Origin of the sequence: Winogradskyella sp. 4-2091, from assembly GCF_045765065.1 — a bacterium.
Taxonomy (GTDB): Bacteria; Bacteroidota; Bacteroidia; order Flavobacteriales; family Flavobacteriaceae; genus Winogradskyella.
Window position 1 is genome coordinate 24,397 of sequence record NZ_JBJKOD010000004.1, and the last position, 18,101, is coordinate 42,497.

Genomic DNA, 18,101 nt, shown 5'->3' on the forward strand with positions numbered 1-18,101 from the left:
AACAAATATTTAAAATTAATTCCTGGTTACAACTCCTGTAACTGTAGCTACAGGACCTGCACCTAAAGAAATTGGTGCGTGTACTGACGCATCACCTGGTACCATACCTGCTAAAGGTTTTAATGTAAAAGGTGATGTACTATTATCTGGACTTGGTTCTACAGAAATAACAATTGTTGCCCCTCTTAAATCTGTTGGAAACGTCATTCCCGCAGGTGCATTCTGTAAATAATCTTCTCCCGGATATGCAGGACCATCGCTTGTGTCGCCTTTAAACAAAGACGTTGAAGCATTATCATCAGCTGTCGCTGGATCTGTAAATGTACCTGTACTAATTGGTGTACCATCTAAAACTGCCCAACCTTCATAAACCCAACCATCAGTTAATGTTGGTAAATCTAAACCTGCCACTGCACTACCGCTTGAGTTGTCTAAAAACCAAACACCACTTTCTTCATTGGTATCATCTGCATCAGTTGGTGTGGCTAAAATATAAGTACCTGTTGAAGCACTAAAATCTCCTACAATACCATTTGAATCTACATTTGCAGAGCTACCTGAAAAATCGCCTGCTAAAATTTTAGTGTCTGCTGGAGCAGGATCACTATCTACTGCTGGTTCAATTGATAGCACAAAAGTCGTTGCACTATTTAATTGATCCGTATCAACAACATACGTTTGTGGAAAAACTACACTACTAAATGTACCTGTAGAGACAGGCGCGCCATCTACAATAATCCAACCTTCATAAACAAAATCGTCACCCAAAGCCTCTAAACCATCAAGACTAAGAACTAAATTTGAATTTGAACTACTACTGTTGTCATCATCATTACTACACGAGCTGGCAAAAATCCCTAATGCCAAGGCCGCTAAAATCATTTTTTTTTTCATTGCTTTTTTTGTTTTTTTGTTCAATCAAAAATATAAAAGCAAATAATAATAAAATGTTAGACAGCTAACATTACGCGGTTTTTTTTAAGATTCTTATCTCTTTTCTGTTAAAATCTAAATAATTTTCCTCCTTTAGTTCGTTTAAGAGAATATTTATAGTTGGTCTAGATGTCCCAATCAATGAGGCTATATCCTTTTGAGTGTATGGATGTCTTATAATTTGATCTCCAGTTTTATCACAGTTTTTACCAAAATCTTGACAAAGCTCAAGTAAAAATTCAACAAGTCTTGTTTTAGTATCTTTAAACAATAAGAGTTGTAATCTACGTTCTAGTTTTTTAAACTTAAAACCTATAAACTTATGTACTTTAAAACTAAAGGATTGGTTTTTTTGCATCATGCTATGCATGGTATCCACATCTATTGAACAAATTGAAGTTTTATTATCAATAGATTGTGCAAATTCATCACGTTTATCATCACCTAAAATAGCTTTCTCACCAAATAATTCGCCTTTTGTTAGAATTGCTTTAATGACTTCATTACCATCTTCTGTATAATAGCCAATTTTAACTTTTCCGCTTTCAATTAAATATATTTTGTTAGCTGAATCAGATTCAAAATAGATATAATCTTTTTTATTGTAAGCACAGAAGTTATGCTCATTTTTATACTCGTTAAATTTATGAGGACAGAGAATCTGGATAAGGTTAACGTCGTCAAAGAACCACAGTGACTGCATTATATAATGGGATTTGTTAGATTTATGCTTAGTCGCATTAAATCGCCAAAACTTACATAAAAATAAAAAGCCTCTGATTTCTCAAAGGCTTCTTCAAAATTTTAATTATTATTAAGCATTTTCTTTCTTAATTAAGTTTAGCGCAGAACCTTCATTATACCAATCTATCTGAGCTTGATTATATGTATGATTTAAAGCAACAGTATCTTTACTTCCATCGGCATGTACTATTTCTAAATTTAATTGTTTGTCTGGCGCAAATGCATCTAAATCTAAAAAGTTGAAAGTATCATCTTCTTGAATTAAATCGTAATCCGCTTCATTTGCAAACGTCAATCCTAACATACCTTGTTTCTTAAGATTAGTCTCATGGATTCTAGCAAAAGATTTTACAATTACAGCAACTACACCAAGATGTCGTGGCTCCATAGCAGCATGTTCTCTAGACGATCCCTCACCGTAATTATGATCACCAACCACAATAGATTTTACACCAGCCGCTTTATATGCTCTAGCTGTATCCGGCACACCTCCAAAATCACCAGTTAATTGATTTTTAACAAAGTTTGTTTTCATACCAAACGCGTTGACAGCACCTATTAAACAGTTATTAGAAATGTTATCTAAATGACCTCTAAAGCGTAACCAAGGTCCTGCCATAGAAATATGGTCCGTTGTACATTTTCCAAAAGCCTTTATTAATAATTTAGCACCTTTAATTTCATTCCCAATTGGTTCAAAAGGTGTTAATAATTGTAAGCGTTCTGATGTTGGACTTACCGTAACCTCTACTCCACTTCCATCTGCCACAGGCGCTAAATAACCATTCTCCTTGACCTCAAAACCTTTAGGAGGCAATTCCCATCCTGTTGGTTCCTCAAACATAACCTCTTCTCCATTTTCGTTAATTAATTTATCTTTCATTGGATTAAAGTCTAAACGTCCAGCAATTGCAATAGCAGCTGTTAATTCTGGCGAAGCCACAAATGCATGAGTATTTGGGTTTCCATCGGCACGCTTTGCAAAGTTTCTATTAAATGAATGTACTATGCTATTTTTTGGTGCATTTTTAGGGTCACTATACCTAGCCCATTGACCAATACAAGGTCCACATGCGTTTGTAAAAATCTTAGCGTCTAACTCTTCGAATATGCCTAAAATTCCATCTCTATCTGCAGTATATCTTACTTGCTCAGAACCTGGATTTATCCCTAATTCTGCTTTCATCTTTAACCCTTTATCTAAAGCTTGCTGCGCAATGGATGACGCTCTAGATAAATCCTCATATGAGGAGTTAGTGCAAGAACCTATTAAACCCCATTCAACTTGTATAGGCCAATCATTTGCTTTTGCTTTTTCTCCCATATCTTTGCCAGCAGAAGTTGATAAATCTGGAGTAAATGGCCCGTTTAACAATGGTCCAAGTTCTGATAAATCAATTTCAATAACTTGATCAAAATATTGTTCTGGATTAGCATATACTTCAGCATCACCAGTTAAATAATCTTTTACGCTATTGGCAGCATCTGCTACATCTGCTCTATCTGTAGCACGCAAATAACGCTCCATAGAATCATCATAGCCAAATGTGGATGTAGTCGCTCCGATTTCCGCTCCCATATTACAAATAGTTCCTTTACCTGTACAAGACATTGATGTTGCACCTGGTCCAAAATACTCTACAATGGCTCCTGTTCCTCCTTTAGCAGAAACAATACCAGCTACTTTTAAGATAACATCCTTTGGTGCTGTCCAACCAGAAAGCTTTCCGGTTAATTTAACACCTATTAGTTTCGGAAATTTTAATTCCCATGCCATTCCCGCCATAACGTCAACAGCATCCGCTCCACCAACACCTATTGCTACCATTCCTAATCCACCTGCATTTACGGTATGTGAATCTGTTCCAATCATCATTCCTCCAGGAAATGCATAATTTTCTAATACGACCTGATGAATAATTCCTGCTCCAGGTTTCCAAAACCCAATACCGTATTTATTAGAAACAGATTCTAAAAAACTAAAAACTTCACTACTTGTACTATTAGCATGCTTTAAATCTGTAGCAGCACCATCTTTAGCTTGTATTAAGTGATCGCAGTGCACTGTAGTTGGTACGGCTACTTTTGGTTTTCCTGCTTGCATAAATTGTAATAAAGCCATCTGCGCTGTTGCATCCTGACAAGCAACACGGTCTGGTGCAAAATCTACATAATGCTTACCTCTAGTGAATGCTTCAGTTGGTTTTCCATCCCACAAATGCGAGTATAATATCTTTTCTGAAAGTGTTAATGGTTTACCAACAATCTCGCGAGCAGCGTCTACACGCTCTGTCATTTTGCTGTAAACGTCCTTTATCATATCAATATCAAATGCCATAGTCTTTTAATTTTTAATTTAATTCTACTAATATACAAAATGCCTAATGACTTTTAAAGCAGAACAACTATATATAATGATGATGGAATAAGTTTTATCAATACTTAATTTCTTATAATTAAAATCAAAATCTTATCTTATACGATGAACTACAATAACAAAAAAAAGCCTAAATCTAGGATTCAGGCTTCTTTTATGAAATATTGATAGTACTATCTTACTAATTGTTTCGTGGAAGGTTTAAACTTCGTGAGCACAATACCATCTACTGCAGCTTCATATTCCGCCATAGTCGGAGTTCTCCCTAATATGGTAGATAATACCACCACTGGAGTTGAAGATAATAATGATTCTCCTTTTTTCTCACCAGTATCTTTTACAACTCTTCCTTGGAATAAACGTGTGGATGTTGCCATTACCGTATCTCCTGGCTCTGCTTTTTCTTGGTTACCCATACAAAGATTACAACCTGGACGCTCTAGGTATAGCATGTTTTCGTACTTGGTACGTGCTAATCCTTTTGGTGCGCTATCGTCAAACTCGAAACCTGAATATTTTTGCAATACTTCCCAATCGCCTTCTTCCTTTAATTCATCTACAATATTGTAGGTTGGAGGTGCAACTACTAATGGTGCCTTAAACTCTACTTTACCCTGTTGCGCTTCAACATTTTTCAACATTTGAGCTAAGATTTTCATATCGCCTTTGTGAACCATACAAGATCCTACGAAACCTAAATCTACTTTTTTGGTTCCACCATAGTAAGATAATGGACGAATGTTATCATGAGTATAACGTTTAGAAACATCTTCATTATTTACATCTGGATCTGCAATCATTGGTTCAGCGATTTCATCTAAATCAATAATTACCTCTGCGTGATATACAGCATCAGCATCTGGCCTTAACGATGGTTTAATACCAGTTTTAAGTTCTGTAATTCTAGTATCTGCTTTATCAACAAGTCCCTGAAGCACACCTTTTGCATTGTCCATACCTTTTTCAATCATGATTTGGATACGACCTTTTGCAATTTCTAAAGATTCTATTAAGGTATCGTCTTCTGAAATACAGATGGAAGCTTTTGCTTTCATTTCTGCAGTCCAGTCTGTGAATGTAAAGGCTTCATCTGCGGTTAAAGTACCAATATGAACTTCGATTACACGACCTTGAAATACATTTTCACCTCCAAATTGCTCTAACATTTGCTGCTGTGTTGCATGAACCACATCACGGAAATCCATATAAGATTTCATCTGTCCTTTGAATGTTACTTTAACTGACTCTGGAATTGGCATAGATGCCTCACCTGTCGCTAAAGCTAATGCAACTGTTCCTGAATCCGCACCGAAAGCAACGCCTTTAGACATACGCGTGTGAGAATCTCCACCAATAATGATATCCCAATCTCCAACAGTAATATCGTTAAGTACTTTATGAATTACATCTGTCATTGGGAAATACTTCCCTTTTGGATCACGACCTGTAATTAAACCAAAGTCGTTCATAAAACTCATTAACCTTGGTATGTTAGCTTTTGACTTATCATCCCAAACTGATGCCGTATGACAACCCGATTGGTAAGCACCATCTACAATTGGAGATATCACTGTTGCAGCCATCATCTCTAATTCTTGAGAAGTCATTAAACCTGTAGTATCTTGAGAACCTACAATGTTTACTTCTGCACGAACGTAGGATCCTGCGTGTAATGTAGCTCCTGAAGTTCCTACGGCATTTTTGTTAAATATTTTCTCTACTGCTGTCAACCCTTGACCTTCAATTGATACTTCTTTTGAAGTCGCATAAACTTGAGGCACTTCTATACCCAAAGCTTTAGCCGCAAATGTTTGCAGTTTTTTACCAAAAACAACAGCGTAAGAACCACCCGCTTTCATAAACTCCATTTTTTGTGGTGTAAATGCTGCAGAAATATCTTTTAATTCTGTGTCTCCATTGTATAATTTCTTCTCTTTTGTATTTATGGTTAAAACAGTACCTGTTGCTACCGAATACATTTCTTTTAATACAGGCTCTCCATCTTCATCACGTATTGTTTTTCCGTCTTCATCTTTTTGAATAACCCAGTTTTTTAAATCTAAACCAATACCACCAGTTACACCAACAGTTGTTAAGAAAATAGGTGCGATTCCATTAGTACCTGCAATTACTGGAGCAATATTAATAAATGGCACGTAAGGACTAGAAGAAATACCTGTCCACAATGCTACATTGTTTACACCAGACATTCTAGAAGACCCAACTCCCATTGTTCCTTTTTCTGCAATTAGCATAACACGCTTATCAGGATGCGCTTCTTTTAAAGCCAACAATTCTGCTTGCATTTCTTTATTATGCTCAAACATACATTGGCCATGTAATTCTCTGTCTGAACGCGAATGTGCATCACCGCCTGGAGATAATAAATCTGTTGAAATATCACCAACACCAGCAATGTATGTTACCACTTCAATTTCTTCCTCTATTTCAGGAAGTTTAGTAAAGAATTCAGCTTGTGCGTAACTTTCAATAATATCTTTAGAAATTGGACAACCATTCTTCATGGCTTTTTCCAATCTTTCTGTATCAGCTTCGTATAAGAAGACCTGTGTTTTTAAAACTTCCGCAGCCTTCTTAGCGATATCAATATTTTTTTGTTCTAAAACTAAATCAAGTAAAACCTTAATAGACGGCCCACCTTTCATGTGAGATAACTGCTCTAATGCAAAATCTGGTGTAATTTCTTTCACTTCAGATTCTCCTAGAATAATCTCCTTTAAAAATTCAGCTTTTACACTTGCAGCACTAGTAGTACCTGGCAAAACATTATAGATAAAAAAGTTTACAGAATCATCTCTATCTGGATGCTCTGTATCTTTAATTTGCGCAATGATTGCACTTAGTAGTTCTGAACCATCAATTGGCTTTGGATGAAGACCTTGAGCTTTACGTTCTGCGATCTCCTTGATATAATCTTTATAAATGTTCATATAAGTAGAGTTATTTCTTTTTAAAAAGGACACAAATCTACACATTTTATAGAGGATTTAAAAATATGTAATGAAATAGGAAGCCTAATGAAAACAATACATTATTTAGCAAACTTTATTGATGTTAATTAAGTTTTTAACAAAAAAAAGTACACAAAATCAATAATTTAACAATAATTCAAAATTTGAGTAATTATAAATTATAACTATTAAATAATAACCATTATAAATAGATGAAAAATCAAACCAAAATTTTAGTTTTAACAACTAATTCAACTTCAAAAATATTACTAGAATGACATCGCAATAAATAGGTAGTTTTATTCTTTTCTATAATAATTATATACCTTAAAGAAAGCAATAATAGCCGCGAATAATTCAATACAACTTCCTATAATTAAGAAAAGAGCACCACCTCTTATACTTCCAGCAGCTGCTGCTGAACCAATTCCAAGTTTAGTGATTATACAATCCAATAAGGAATATCAGAATTGTTCCTGTAAAGTTTTTTAGTTTCATCTAAAACAAACTCTGAATAATCTTCTCGTCAGTGACACCTTCCGCTTCGGCCTTGTAGTTTTTAATAATTCTGTGTCTTAGAATCCCTGTTGCCACTGCTTGAATATCTTCAATATCTGGAGAGAATTTCCCATTCGTTGCGGCATGTGTTTTAGCTGCTAAAATTAAATTTTGTGAAGCTCTTGGTCCTGCTCCCCAATCTACAAACTCCTTTACAATATCTGCTGCAGTATTTTCTTTTGGCCTAGTTTTAGCCACCAATGACACGGCATATTCAATAACATTATCTGCTACAGGTATACGACGAATTACGTTTTGAAAATCTATAATTTCATCTGACGTAAACAAAGAATTTACAGTCATTTTAATATCAGTTGTGGTTGCTTTTACAACATCCACCTCTTCTTGAAATGAAGGATATTTTAGATTAATCGCAAACATAAAACGGTCTAACTGGGCTTCTGGTAAAGGGTAAGTTCCTTCTTGCTCAATTGGGTTTTGTGTCGCTAAGACAAAATAGGGTAAATTTAATTTATATTGATGACCAGCAACCGTTACTGAGCGTTCTTGCATTGCTTCTAATAATGCGGCTTGCGTTTTAGGTGGTGTTCTATTTATCTCATCTGCTAAAATGATATTAGAGAAAATAGGACCTTTAATAAATTTAAACTGTCTATTTTCATCTAAAATCTCACTCCCTAAGATATCACTTGGCATTAAATCTGGTGTAAACTGAATACGCTTAAAGTCGAGACCCAAAGCTTGTGCAATGGTATTTACCATTAATGTCTTTGCTAAACCAGGAACACCTATTAATAGTGAATGTCCACCAGAAAAAATTGAAATCAAAATTTGGTTTACAACTTCATCTTGACCTATAATTACCTTTGCTACTTCTTGTTTAAGCGCAGCAAATTTCTTAACAAAGTTTTCAATTTTAACAACATCAGACATATATTCTACTTTTTTAACCAGTTACTTTGAAAATCACATTCTCTATACTCACCATTAATTTTAATGTAAGTATCAGCAATGGTTTCTTTTTGCCATTTTGCAACTGCTTTAATTTGCTTGTCTTGTAATGCTAAATTTTTAATTTTTAAATAATCTTTTGCGAAGTCTGCTTCATGATCATCAATACGGTCTGTAACCGTTAAAATTTTGAATTTAATACTATTTACACGATCTTCATCTTGTAAAACCTCACTTATCTCTCCGTCTTTTAAATCTTGAATTTGAGAGTATAATTCTGGCTCCATACGTGTTAATTCAAAATTAAAATCTTGCGTTGTAGGATTTGTTAATTGACCACCTTCAAATTTAGTTTCAACTTCATCACTAAACTCTCTAGCTGCTTCAGCAAATGTAAGTGTACCATCTATGATCTTCGCTCTAACTTCTTTTATTTCATCATTAGCTTTTTTAATCGCATCTTGAGTTATTTCTGGGCGCAATAAAATATGTCTTACATCATATTCTTGTCCTCTAACTTTTTCTAACAATATTATATGGTAACCAAAATCAGTTTCAAAAGGCTCTGAAATTTCGCCTTCTTGTAAAGAGAAAGCAACATCTCTAAACTCTTTAACCATTCTTGGTTGTTTTCTGTTCAATGTGTATTTACCACCATCACGTTTAGACGCTGTATCTTCTGTATAAAACAATACTTTGGTTGTAAAGCTAGAATTATTCTCTTCAATATCTTTTTTAAATCCTTTAAGTTTATCAATAACAGCTTGTTTCGCATCCTCTGTTACCTCTGGTATAACAACGATTTGAGCTAATTTTAACTCTGTACCAAACGTTGGTCTTTCTTCTTTAGGTATGTCATTAAAAAAGGTACGAACTTCCTCTGGTGTAACCTCAATATCTGCTGTTACTTTAGCTTGCATTTCTTGAGCCAAGTAATTGTTTTTATTGATTTCATACATTTCATCTCTTAAAGCCTGCTCTGTATCTTTCTTATAGTATTCTAACATTTTCTGTAAATCGCCATTTAATTGACCTAAAATACCTTGAAATTGTTGATCTACTCTACTTTGAATTTGTAACTCATTTACAATAACACTATCTTGAATGGCTTGGTGCGCGTATAATTTGCTTTCTAATAAACTACCAAAAAGCTCACATCTTGTATAATCACTTAAATCAGCACCTTGTGCTTTTAACTGCTCAATTTCTCTATCTAAATCTGATTCTAGTAGAATAAAATCTCCAACAACAGCAGCAACGCCATCTGCTTTAATACGTGTTTTGTTTACAACACTATCTGCAACCTGTTCTTTTACTGGTTGGTCTTCATCAATAATTTCTTGTGCGTTAATAAAGCTAACGGACAAAAGGCAAACGATTAACGTTGCTTTATTTATAAATTTGGAATTGATTGTTTTTAATAGCATCTTTTGTAATATCATTTTCGAGTTGCTTGATGAGCTCTAATTTCCTCTTGTTTATAACAATTTTTTTAATCGATGAATTCACATAATTCATAGGTGCGTAATCGTTTTGAAGGCGCACGTCATTAACTTGCATCAAATATAGGTTTAATGAATCTTTGAGTTGTAAATAATTAGATTTTTTTAACAATTGATTTTTATTAGCATCTGTTATGATAGGAATCTTTTCTGCTACACGGTTGAGCTTTACCCAAAGCGAATCATTTAACAAATACGATTTAAACTGTACAGATATTGAATCTAAATACCTCTTATCCTTGGCTTTAAATCGTTTAAATCGCTTTTTAATTGAATCTAAATTCACTGGGTTTAGAGGTAAACTAATGTACCTTAATTGAATAAGATCGTCATTTAGTTTAAAGGATTCTTTATTGGCTTCATAAAAAAGTTTAGCTTCATCAGGTTTCACAACGCTGTCAATGTTCTTTTTTACTAAGCCTTCTAAATATGCCTTTGTATATAAATCTGTTTTATATTGTTCTACCAATCTTGAATAGCTGTTTTGTTTGTCTTCAGATAAGTTAACTAAAGCACCATCCATTAATAGTAACTGTCTCGCCCAACGATTTACATATGCATTTACCATTAAAGTGCTATCTTCTTTTGAAGCGCCTTTCGGTACTATATCCGCAATATCTTCCTTATAAAGATAGGTGTCATTGACTCTAGCAACAGGCTCACGATCATCTGATTTTTTAAAAAAATCACAGCTCGTAAGAAATAAACCCAAAATTAGTATGTAAAACGTTTGCTTCAAAAAAATAGGTTTAGTTGCCAATTTTAGATTTAATAGAATTAAGCACCTCTTCATTAACTTCTACTTTGTATCGCTTATATAAATCCTTAATCCAGTTATTTTCTATTTCGGTTTGGTAGTCATTGATTACATTTCCTTTGGCTTCTTCTAAAGTTTTAATTCTTGCAGGAAGAACTTCTTTCACATTAATAATATGAAATGCCTCGTTATGATTATTGTAAACATCAGAAACACCTTGTTCTGCTACAAAATCTGATGGCAATACAGGATTATCTAAATTATAAATCCCTTTTGTAAAAATCACATTGAGTTTATCTTCAGAATTTAAAGCTTCGGAAATCTCAGTTTCAGACTTTCCTTTTTTCATTAATTTCCTTAGTTTTTTCAATTTAGATTCGTCTGATGTTGTTGCAATCAAAACATCTACTCTATCATTCCAAGTGTAATTAGCTTTATTGTTTTCATAGAAATTATCTAAACCTAAAGTATCTTTAGACGCCTTATTCCAAATTTCTTTTTCCATAAGGTCAAACAACAAAAGTCCGTCTCTATACTCTTTTAATATATTAGCATACTCCGGATTTTCTGTTTCTAAATTCTCTTCTCTGTATTTAAAAATTGAAGATTCAAAGAAATTCTCAAATTCCTTATCAACAATAGCAGCTAATGGCAGTTTATTATTAGCGTATAAACGTTGTGCATTCTTTAAATGATTTCCAAAAGCTAAATACGTAAACGCTCTGTTATTTATTGTAAAAACAGGTTCATCTTCTTTAAGGTCTGTTGGCAAATCCCAAGCTCTATTATAATAGTCATCCGTCAATGCTTTTACAAAATAAGATTTCGCGTCTGCATTATAATTGATTTTATACTTTCTCTTAAGTTTAGCAACCATGGCTTCATTTATAAGCTTAGATCTAGAGTCTCTTTTAACGCGTTGCACAAAAGATGCCTTTACGTCTTCAAATGGAGGAATTGGTTTTAATTCTAAACGTTTTACAATGTGCCAACCATAATCCGTTTTAAACGGTTTACTAATGTCTCCATCATTCATTAATCCAAATGCTTCATCTTCAAATTTAATAGAACTCAATTGACCACTTTTAAATGGAGTGATTTTTCCTCCATTTTTTGCTGAACTCTTATCTTCAGAGAATTGCTTTGCTAAAGCTTCGAAACTTTCACCTTGATTTAATTTTTTATAAATGGTATTAATACGTTCTTCAGGATTTAGTAAGCTATCTTTTTGCTCAGACTTAATCATTATATGAGCTGCTGTCACAGTTCCTCTAGATAGTCTATTATCCATAACTTTAACCACGTGGTAGCCAAATTGTGTTCTAAATGGCATTGAGATTTCGCCAACTGGTGTATTAAACGCAGCGGTTTCAAAATCATACACCATTTTAAAGGCGGAAAAATATCCTAAGTCCTCAATAAAAATAGTTTCGCCATTGTGCATTTTCGTTTTCACATTGTCAAACCCTTCACTCAACGCGCGTTTTCTTAAATCTAATACTTGGTTGTATGCAGCGATAGTGTCCTTTGCAGTAGCGTCTAATCTTACTAGAATATGAGCCGCTTTAATATCAATATTACTACGGTCATAAGCTTCTTTCACTAACTCATCAGTAACTTTATTTTCTGAAATATAGTTTTTAATCAGTTGCTTTTTATATCTAGAAAACTCACGTTGGTATTTTTTATCTTCGTTTAATTTAAGACGCTTAGCTTCATTTAATTTTAACTGATATTCAGTAAATAATTTTAAATATCCATCAACATCTTTTTGACTTTCATCCTTTACTAAATCGAGATTTTTGTGATATACACGTAAAAACTCTGATGCCATCACAGGATTACCACCAACGTTAATTAATACGTCGTCTTTGTCTTGAGCAAAAGTTACGTTAAGCGCAAATATGAATACAAGTAAACATTTTAATTTTATTGACTTCATGCCATTTATTTTTAATCTAAATTTAATGCAGAACACTATTGTTTTTTTCAAACTGAGCAAAAATAACATAAATAGCTAATTTAGCAAGATGAATAAAACGCAATGTTGAACTATAATTGATAGATACGTAGTAAAAATCATACTAGTTTAACAACTCTTATAGTTTAACGTTGATTTTAACAAATAAAACATTAAGAACGTCGATTTATCAAAATAATTGCTCTTTGTTTTTTTACATTTGGTTAAAATCCCTCGTAATGCAATACACCACTGAAATTTTAATTAAGAAGCCAATTTCAGAAGTTATAAATAAGCTCGATTCCATTGACAACCTTAAACATTGGCAAGATGGTTTAGTAAGTACAGAACATATCTCTGGTATTCCTAGTGAACTTGGCGCTAAAATGAAATTGAATTTTTCTTTTGGTAAACGTCAGCTAGTAGTCATTGAAACCGTAACCAAGCAAAATTTCCCCAACGAATATCATGCCTCGTATACAACAGAAGGTGTGCGAAACATACAAGAAAATTATTTTAATACTACAGAAGATAATTACACTAAATGGACTTCAAAAAACGAGTACCAACCTACTAGTTTTAGAATGAGTGCTATGTTATTTTTTATGCCAGGTGCTTTTAAAAAACAAACCGAAACGTATTTAAAAAATTTTAAAAATTTTGTTGAAAACGGAATTTCTATTCTACAGTCCGCCTAATTTAAATTAACTCCATGCGACAATTAAAATTGATTTGGGATTTTAGAGGACCTGTAGCCAATAAAACTGCAGAGCACCATGTTATTCACTTAAAAGAATATGTAGCTTTAAACGAGCTAGATATTACTATTATTGAAACTGAAACCATCAGTGACATGCATACTTTAGCTTTTATGGTCGTTGCTGAGTCTGAGATGAAACCCATTAGAGATGCTCTAAAACCACATCGTGGTCAGGTTTACACAGCAAAATAACCTTTAAAACAGTCTTTTAAAAAACGCTTGAATAAAACGTTTGGGTGGCACTGACAGTATTATTTTTAAATCTTGAATCAATGTTGATTCTTCATCCAAAAATTTAAAAATTGTTTTAATATGTGCTTTCATAAACATAGACGAAAACATTGAAGCGCCTTCATCATTATTGTTGGCTAAAACATCGAGAAATATTAAATCGTAAAACCAGAATTTAGTTTTCTTATGAAACTTAGATAAGTCATTATCTTGTTTCAAAAAAGAAACGACTTGCTTCGTCTTTTTAGCGGTATTACTAAACGTATAACCTGTACTTGCTTTAGTCCATCCACCAGCTGTACCAATATTAAGGATGTTCTTAGAATTTAAGTCAGAAAACTTAAAAGACGTCATTGGTATATTACCTTTTTCTTTTTCTATTATTTTATATTCAAATATTCCTTTTTTATTTAAATAGTTTTTAATACCATCTTCGTATTCAGACAATCGCAACAACTCGCCCGAAAACAACGTATACTCAAATAATGCCTGTTTATTATTTATTGGCAGGACATACATAAAACGTGTATTATCTTTTTGTGGCACTGAAAAATCCATAAATGTCGCTGTAGAGTCATCAAAAAAATCCTCTTTTAGCTCTACAAACCATCCTACAAAATGCTGATGAATTAAAGGATACGTTTCTTGAGACGCATATACTTCCGGATTAGGTATACTATTAAACAGTTTTGATCCTAAATAATTAACTTTATCAGTTATAACTTGTACTCCAGTTTCTAGTTCTAAAAAACTATCGACGTTTTCCTCAATAAATGTAATATTCGGTTTTTTATAAAGGGTTTTCCAAAGTTCATCGTAAAAATCCTTACTTCTTATCATTTTGTAGCGGTATGGAGCAATTGTTATTTTTTTAGAGAATGAATCACTTCCAAAAAAAACATTAGACCATTCTTTAGTCAACATAGTGTCCCATTCGCCAACACCTTCCTCCCAATAGCACCACGTTCTATCATTCCCCTTATCCTTAATTTTATCAATAATTAAAATTGATTTGTCATCAAAAAAAGAATCATTAGCCATTCTGTATGCTAATAATAAACCAGACGCACCTGCTCCTAAAATTATATAATCGTATGTAGTCAAATCTTTGATAGAAGAATTTTAAATGTAAAATTAAAGCATTTTATGATTAAAAATGCAATTAACATACTCAGAGAAATAATATAATAAGCTTAGAAACCATTTAAATATTGAGACCTCTTGAAAACAAAAGAATTTTAATCTTAGCTTTACATTAAATAAATGAGGCTATCGATTTTTCCTCATCGTTTCGATTTAAAAGATTATATAATGTGTTATGATATTAAGGCAAGTACAGAAACACAGCTAAAAAGAGCTCAAAGAAAAGGCGACTTATCGGCTGTTACAGAAATACTTGAATATTTAATTCCGTTTACAGATTTACCCATTTTTCATGCTTCTGGCTTTTCGCATCCAGAACTATTAATTTATACTAATGACGCACCAGAATTTCCTATTGTTGCAACTTGGGGTTTAGTTCCACATTGGATAAAAGACAAACAACAGCAGCAAAAAATTTGGAATAGCACACTTAATGCTCGTATTGAAACTATTTATGACAAACCTTCGTTTAAAGACTCTCTAAAAGATAAACGATGCATTATTTATATTGATGGTTTTTACGAGCATCATCATTATGACAACAAAATATATCCTTTTTATATACAACGCTCAGACAAAAAGCCTATGGCACTAGCTGGTTTGTGGAGCGAATGGACAGATCCTGACACTGGCGGAAAATTTAATTCTTTCACAATTGTGACTACCAAAGGGAATACAATACTATCTAAAATTCATAATAATCCGAAAATTAAAGAACCTCGTATGCCTTTAATTTTAACAGATGATATAGAAGATAAATGGCTTACTTTTCACCAAAATGAATCTAGCGAAGCTTTCTTCAAAAACCCAATTCCATCTTTTCCTAGCGACAAGCTTAAAGCGCATACAGTAGAAAAGCTGAGAGGTAAAAATTATCTTGGTAATGTAGAAGAAACTTCTAAATTGGTAACCTATGATGATTTAATTACTAATTTTTAATTTAAAATAAAATACCTAGTTTACATTACAAATTTACTTTAGGAATTATTATTAATTTGAAGGTTTCGTCTTTTATAATTCACTTTTTATAGTTTAATTTACTAAAATATAGTTTTGATTGCTATCGTATCTCCAATTGGATTGGCATACAAAATTTTAAAATTCAAAACGCATAAACCCTAAAAATGAGCGACAATAATAATCCTACTGAACATTTAAAATTATACTCTCAAAGATCAATCGGAATTGCAAGTTTCATTGGTAGCCCTTTGGCTGCTGGTTATCTTATAAATCAAAACTATAAAGCTTTAAATGAACCTGAAAAAGGAAACAAAACGTTAATCCTGTCTATAATAGTTACCATTATCATTTTTGGAAGCATGTTTACTTTGCCAGAATATATAGTAGATAAAATCCCTAGAATGATTATTCCTGCAGTTTACACAGGAATCATTTATTTAATCGTAGAGAAAATTCATGGTAACATTTTAAATAATCATTTAGAAAAAAACAACGAATTCTATTCTAGTTGGCGAGCCGTAGGAATAGGGTTTCTTGCATTAATATTAATTACTTCTATAACATTTGCTATCCTTTTTGCGCTACCAGACAAAGTGTACGATACTTATGAAACTGAATTTGAGCAATTTTCAAAAAATGAAGAAGCCTCTTTGCAATTCTATGACTACATAGATAAAAAAGATAATTCTGCTCTTATCACAGAACTCAACGAGGTTAGCATACCAAAATGGAAGGAAAATATCGAAATTATTAATAAAACTAATACCATTGAAGGTTTACCTCCAGAATTAATTGAGCGAAACGATAAATTAATGACCTATTCTAAATTAAGACTTGAAGCTTTTGAATTATTTAAAAAACGGATCCTTTATGATTCTGAATCCTATGATAAGCAATTGAGAAATGTGCATGACCAAATTGATGCCATTCTTAATCAAATTAATCAATAACGCATCTTAGATCACAAATAAATAGATCATCATAAAGTGTGAAATAGCACCAGCTAAAACAAATAGATGCCATATAACATGATTGTAAGGAATTTTTTGAATGGCATAAAATATGATTCCAACGGTATAAAATAAGCCACCAGCAAACAACCACAAAACACCTTCAGAACCAAGTGATTCTGAAACATTAGAAAAATCAAAAATAATTAGCCAACCCATTACTAAATAGAGCAAGGTAGAGAACAGTTCAAATCGTCCTGTAAAAAATAACTTTAAAATCACACCAAAAAGGGCAATTCCCCAAACAGTCCAAAAGAGCGTCCAACCCAAACTATCAGTCAAGGAAATAAGTAAAACTGGTGTATAAGTACCTGCAATAAGTAAATAGATACTAACGTGATCTACTATTCTAAAATAGTGTTTCTTTTTATCGTCTTCCACGGCATGGTAAAACGTTGACGCTAAAAATAAAATGATAGTAGATAATCCATATACAATAACACTAAAGAGGTGCCATGATTGTGTGTTATCGGTTTTTAAGATTAAAAGAATTAAAGCAACTAAACCTAGTAATGCGCCTAAACCATGCGTCCAAGTGTTTAATTGTTCTTCTCGTTTAGTTTGGCTTCGCATCTTCAACGTTATATTTTATACGCTTCACTTTTTTCCCTTTGGACCATTTGGATACACAAGCATAAAAATCTATATCAAATGCAGGTTCTTGTCGTTTTAATCTTTCGTTTTGAAATGCACGTTGCAGAATATCTTCTATTAAATAATCTTCTTCTTCATTTATAGGACTGAACTCTTTTTTTAAAGAAATATCAAATAAACTCGCTGTACTATTAAACCAAAAGGCACGCCAACCACTTCGTAATTCCTTTATTAATTCAAACGTAGTTTTACCTGTTTGTCTATGAATTAGTTTTACTAAAATCTGACCTTCTGTTTTAGTTAACTTCTTTAATTCTGCTGAGAATTCATCTTCAATATACTTCTGTATTACTTTGGCATATTTCTTCTTATCTCTTTTACGTTCAAGTTGGTCTAAGCGCTCTTGTAATGCTTCTAAACGTTCAGCCGCCAACTTAGCGTACGGATAAACTTTGAGTGTTTTTCGTCTTAAAATGATGTATCTAATTCTAGCCGCTTTATTATCGAATTTTAAGTTGGGCAGCACCAAAACTTCGTTTAACTCAACAGCAGTAACTGGTATAGAATCTCCTTCAATAATCATGTATTGAACTTCTGTAGAATCTTGCTCTTGCTCCACAGGTGTTTCTTGCGCAGATAATACGGCAGAAAAAAACATCGCTATGTAAATAAAATTCTTCATTAATTT

At 32.9% G+C, this 18,101-nt stretch carries 16 protein-coding genes; 4 read left to right on the forward strand and 12 right to left on the reverse strand.

The window, feature by feature from the left end:
* Positions 1-15: 15 nt before the first annotated feature.
* The 9 genes from ACJBCC_RS06295 to ACJBCC_RS06335 all read right to left on the reverse strand — a co-directional run bounded on the left by ACJBCC_RS06295 (position 16) and on the right by ACJBCC_RS06335 (position 12,697).
* Positions 16-894 (reverse strand): anti-sigma factor, encoded by an 879-nt coding sequence (locus ACJBCC_RS06295; protein ID WP_407556688.1) that lies wholly within the window; start codon positions 892-894, stop codon positions 16-18.
* A 70-nt stretch (positions 895-964) separates the two neighbouring features.
* A complete protein-coding gene (locus tag ACJBCC_RS06300) occupies positions 965-1,636 on the reverse strand; it encodes a Crp/Fnr family transcriptional regulator (protein WP_299101164.1) in 672 nt (223 codons plus the stop codon).
* A gap of 111 nt (positions 1,637-1,747) precedes the next feature.
* On the reverse strand, positions 1,748-4,015 hold the full coding sequence (locus ACJBCC_RS06305; RefSeq protein WP_407556689.1) for an aconitate hydratase: 2,268 nt from the start codon (positions 4,013-4,015) through the stop codon (positions 1,748-1,750).
* A 212-nt stretch (positions 4,016-4,227) separates the two neighbouring features.
* Positions 4,228-7,005, reverse strand: coding sequence for a bifunctional aconitate hydratase 2/2-methylisocitrate dehydratase (locus tag ACJBCC_RS06310; RefSeq protein ID WP_407556690.1), 2,778 nt, complete (start codon positions 7,003-7,005; stop codon positions 4,228-4,230).
* Between the two features lie 320 nt (positions 7,006-7,325).
* The gene (locus ACJBCC_RS06315; RefSeq protein WP_299101159.1) at positions 7,326-7,481 is read right to left on the reverse strand and encodes a hypothetical protein; all 156 of its coding nucleotides are present in this window, start codon (positions 7,479-7,481) and stop codon (positions 7,326-7,328) included.
* A 43-nt stretch (positions 7,482-7,524) separates the two neighbouring features.
* Complete coding sequence (locus ACJBCC_RS06320) at positions 7,525-8,478, reverse strand: AAA family ATPase (protein ID WP_407556691.1); 954 nt, start codon at positions 8,476-8,478, stop codon at positions 7,525-7,527.
* A 5-nt stretch (positions 8,479-8,483) separates the two neighbouring features.
* Positions 8,484-9,863, reverse strand: coding sequence for a peptidylprolyl isomerase (locus ACJBCC_RS06325; RefSeq protein WP_367179566.1), 1,380 nt, complete (start codon positions 9,861-9,863; stop codon positions 8,484-8,486).
* Positions 9,864-9,885: 22 nt separating this feature from the next.
* Positions 9,886-10,737 (reverse strand): peptidyl-prolyl cis-trans isomerase, encoded by an 852-nt coding sequence (locus ACJBCC_RS06330; protein WP_407556692.1) that lies wholly within the window; start codon positions 10,735-10,737, stop codon positions 9,886-9,888.
* A 10-nt stretch (positions 10,738-10,747) separates the two neighbouring features.
* Complete coding sequence (locus ACJBCC_RS06335) at positions 10,748-12,697, reverse strand: peptidylprolyl isomerase (protein WP_407556693.1); 1,950 nt, start codon at positions 12,695-12,697, stop codon at positions 10,748-10,750.
* A 257-nt stretch (positions 12,698-12,954) separates the two neighbouring features.
* Between ACJBCC_RS06335 and ACJBCC_RS06340 the strand changes: the two genes are divergently transcribed.
* Positions 12,955-13,413, forward strand: a complete 459-nt coding sequence (locus ACJBCC_RS06340) for an SRPBCC family protein (protein WP_299101151.1) — start codon at positions 12,955-12,957, stop codon at positions 13,411-13,413.
* A gap of 14 nt (positions 13,414-13,427) precedes the next feature.
* Entirely contained in the window at positions 13,428-13,667 is a 240-nt protein-coding gene (locus ACJBCC_RS06345) for a hypothetical protein (RefSeq protein WP_299101149.1), read from the forward strand.
* A 3-nt stretch (positions 13,668-13,670) separates the two neighbouring features.
* Here ACJBCC_RS06345 and ACJBCC_RS06350 read toward each other — a convergent pair whose 3' ends face one another.
* Positions 13,671-14,810: a lycopene cyclase family protein gene (locus ACJBCC_RS06350; protein WP_299101147.1), complete on the reverse strand. Its 1,140-nt coding sequence runs from the start codon at positions 14,808-14,810 to the stop codon at positions 13,671-13,673.
* 159 nt (positions 14,811-14,969) lie between these two features.
* Between ACJBCC_RS06350 and ACJBCC_RS06355 the strand changes: the two genes are divergently transcribed.
* The gene (locus ACJBCC_RS06355) at positions 14,970-15,788 is read left to right on the forward strand and encodes an SOS response-associated peptidase (RefSeq protein WP_407556694.1); all 819 of its coding nucleotides are present in this window, start codon (positions 14,970-14,972) and stop codon (positions 15,786-15,788) included.
* A gap of 185 nt (positions 15,789-15,973) precedes the next feature.
* Positions 15,974-16,759, forward strand: a complete 786-nt coding sequence (locus tag ACJBCC_RS06360) for a hypothetical protein (protein ID WP_407556695.1) — start codon at positions 15,974-15,976, stop codon at positions 16,757-16,759.
* A gap of 6 nt (positions 16,760-16,765) precedes the next feature.
* Here ACJBCC_RS06360 and ACJBCC_RS06365 read toward each other — a convergent pair whose 3' ends face one another.
* Together ACJBCC_RS06365 and ACJBCC_RS06370 are read right to left on the reverse strand one after the other, a co-directional pair.
* Positions 16,766-17,392: a hemolysin III family protein gene (locus tag ACJBCC_RS06365; protein ID WP_407556696.1), complete on the reverse strand. Its 627-nt coding sequence runs from the start codon at positions 17,390-17,392 to the stop codon at positions 16,766-16,768.
* Positions 17,376-18,095 carry a DUF4294 domain-containing protein gene (locus ACJBCC_RS06370; RefSeq protein WP_299101139.1) on the reverse strand — a complete coding sequence of 240 codons (720 nt, stop codon included), beginning with the start codon at positions 18,093-18,095 and terminating at the stop codon, positions 17,376-17,378. Before ACJBCC_RS06370 ends, ACJBCC_RS06365 begins: the two co-directional genes overlap by 17 nt.
* Positions 18,096-18,101: the final 6 nt, after the last annotated feature.

Excerpts from the sequence above, each read along its gene's own strand:
- ACJBCC_RS06365 (WP_407556696.1), bottom strand. The coding sequence starts at position 17,392 with ATGCGAAGCCAAACTAAACGAGAAGAACAATTAAACACTTGGACGCAT.
- ACJBCC_RS06310 (WP_407556690.1), bottom strand. The coding sequence starts at position 7,005 with ATGAACATTTATAAAGATTATATCAAGGAGATCGCAGAACGTAAAGCT.
- ACJBCC_RS06305 (WP_407556689.1), bottom strand. The coding sequence starts at position 4,015 with ATGGCATTTGATATTGATATGATAAAGGACGTTTACAGCAAAATGACA.
- ACJBCC_RS06355 (WP_407556694.1), top strand. The coding sequence starts at position 14,970 with ATGAGGCTATCGATTTTTCCTCATCGTTTCGATTTAAAAGATTATATA.
- ACJBCC_RS06335 (WP_407556693.1), bottom strand. The coding sequence starts at position 12,697 with ATGAAGTCAATAAAATTAAAATGTTTACTTGTATTCATATTTGCGCTT.
- ACJBCC_RS06360 (WP_407556695.1), top strand. The coding sequence starts at position 15,974 with ATGAGCGACAATAATAATCCTACTGAACATTTAAAATTATACTCTCAA.
- ACJBCC_RS06295 (WP_407556688.1), bottom strand. The coding sequence starts at position 894 with ATGAAAAAAAAAATGATTTTAGCGGCCTTGGCATTAGGGATTTTTGCC.
- ACJBCC_RS06345 (WP_299101149.1), top strand. The coding sequence starts at position 13,428 with ATGCGACAATTAAAATTGATTTGGGATTTTAGAGGACCTGTAGCCAAT.
- ACJBCC_RS06320 (WP_407556691.1), bottom strand. The coding sequence starts at position 8,478 with ATGTCTGATGTTGTTAAAATTGAAAACTTTGTTAAGAAATTTGCTGCG.
- ACJBCC_RS06370 (WP_299101139.1), bottom strand. The coding sequence starts at position 18,095 with ATGAAGAATTTTATTTACATAGCGATGTTTTTTTCTGCCGTATTATCT.
- ACJBCC_RS06340 (WP_299101151.1), top strand. The coding sequence starts at position 12,955 with ATGCAATACACCACTGAAATTTTAATTAAGAAGCCAATTTCAGAAGTT.
- ACJBCC_RS06300 (WP_299101164.1), bottom strand. The coding sequence starts at position 1,636 with ATGCAGTCACTGTGGTTCTTTGACGACGTTAACCTTATCCAGATTCTC.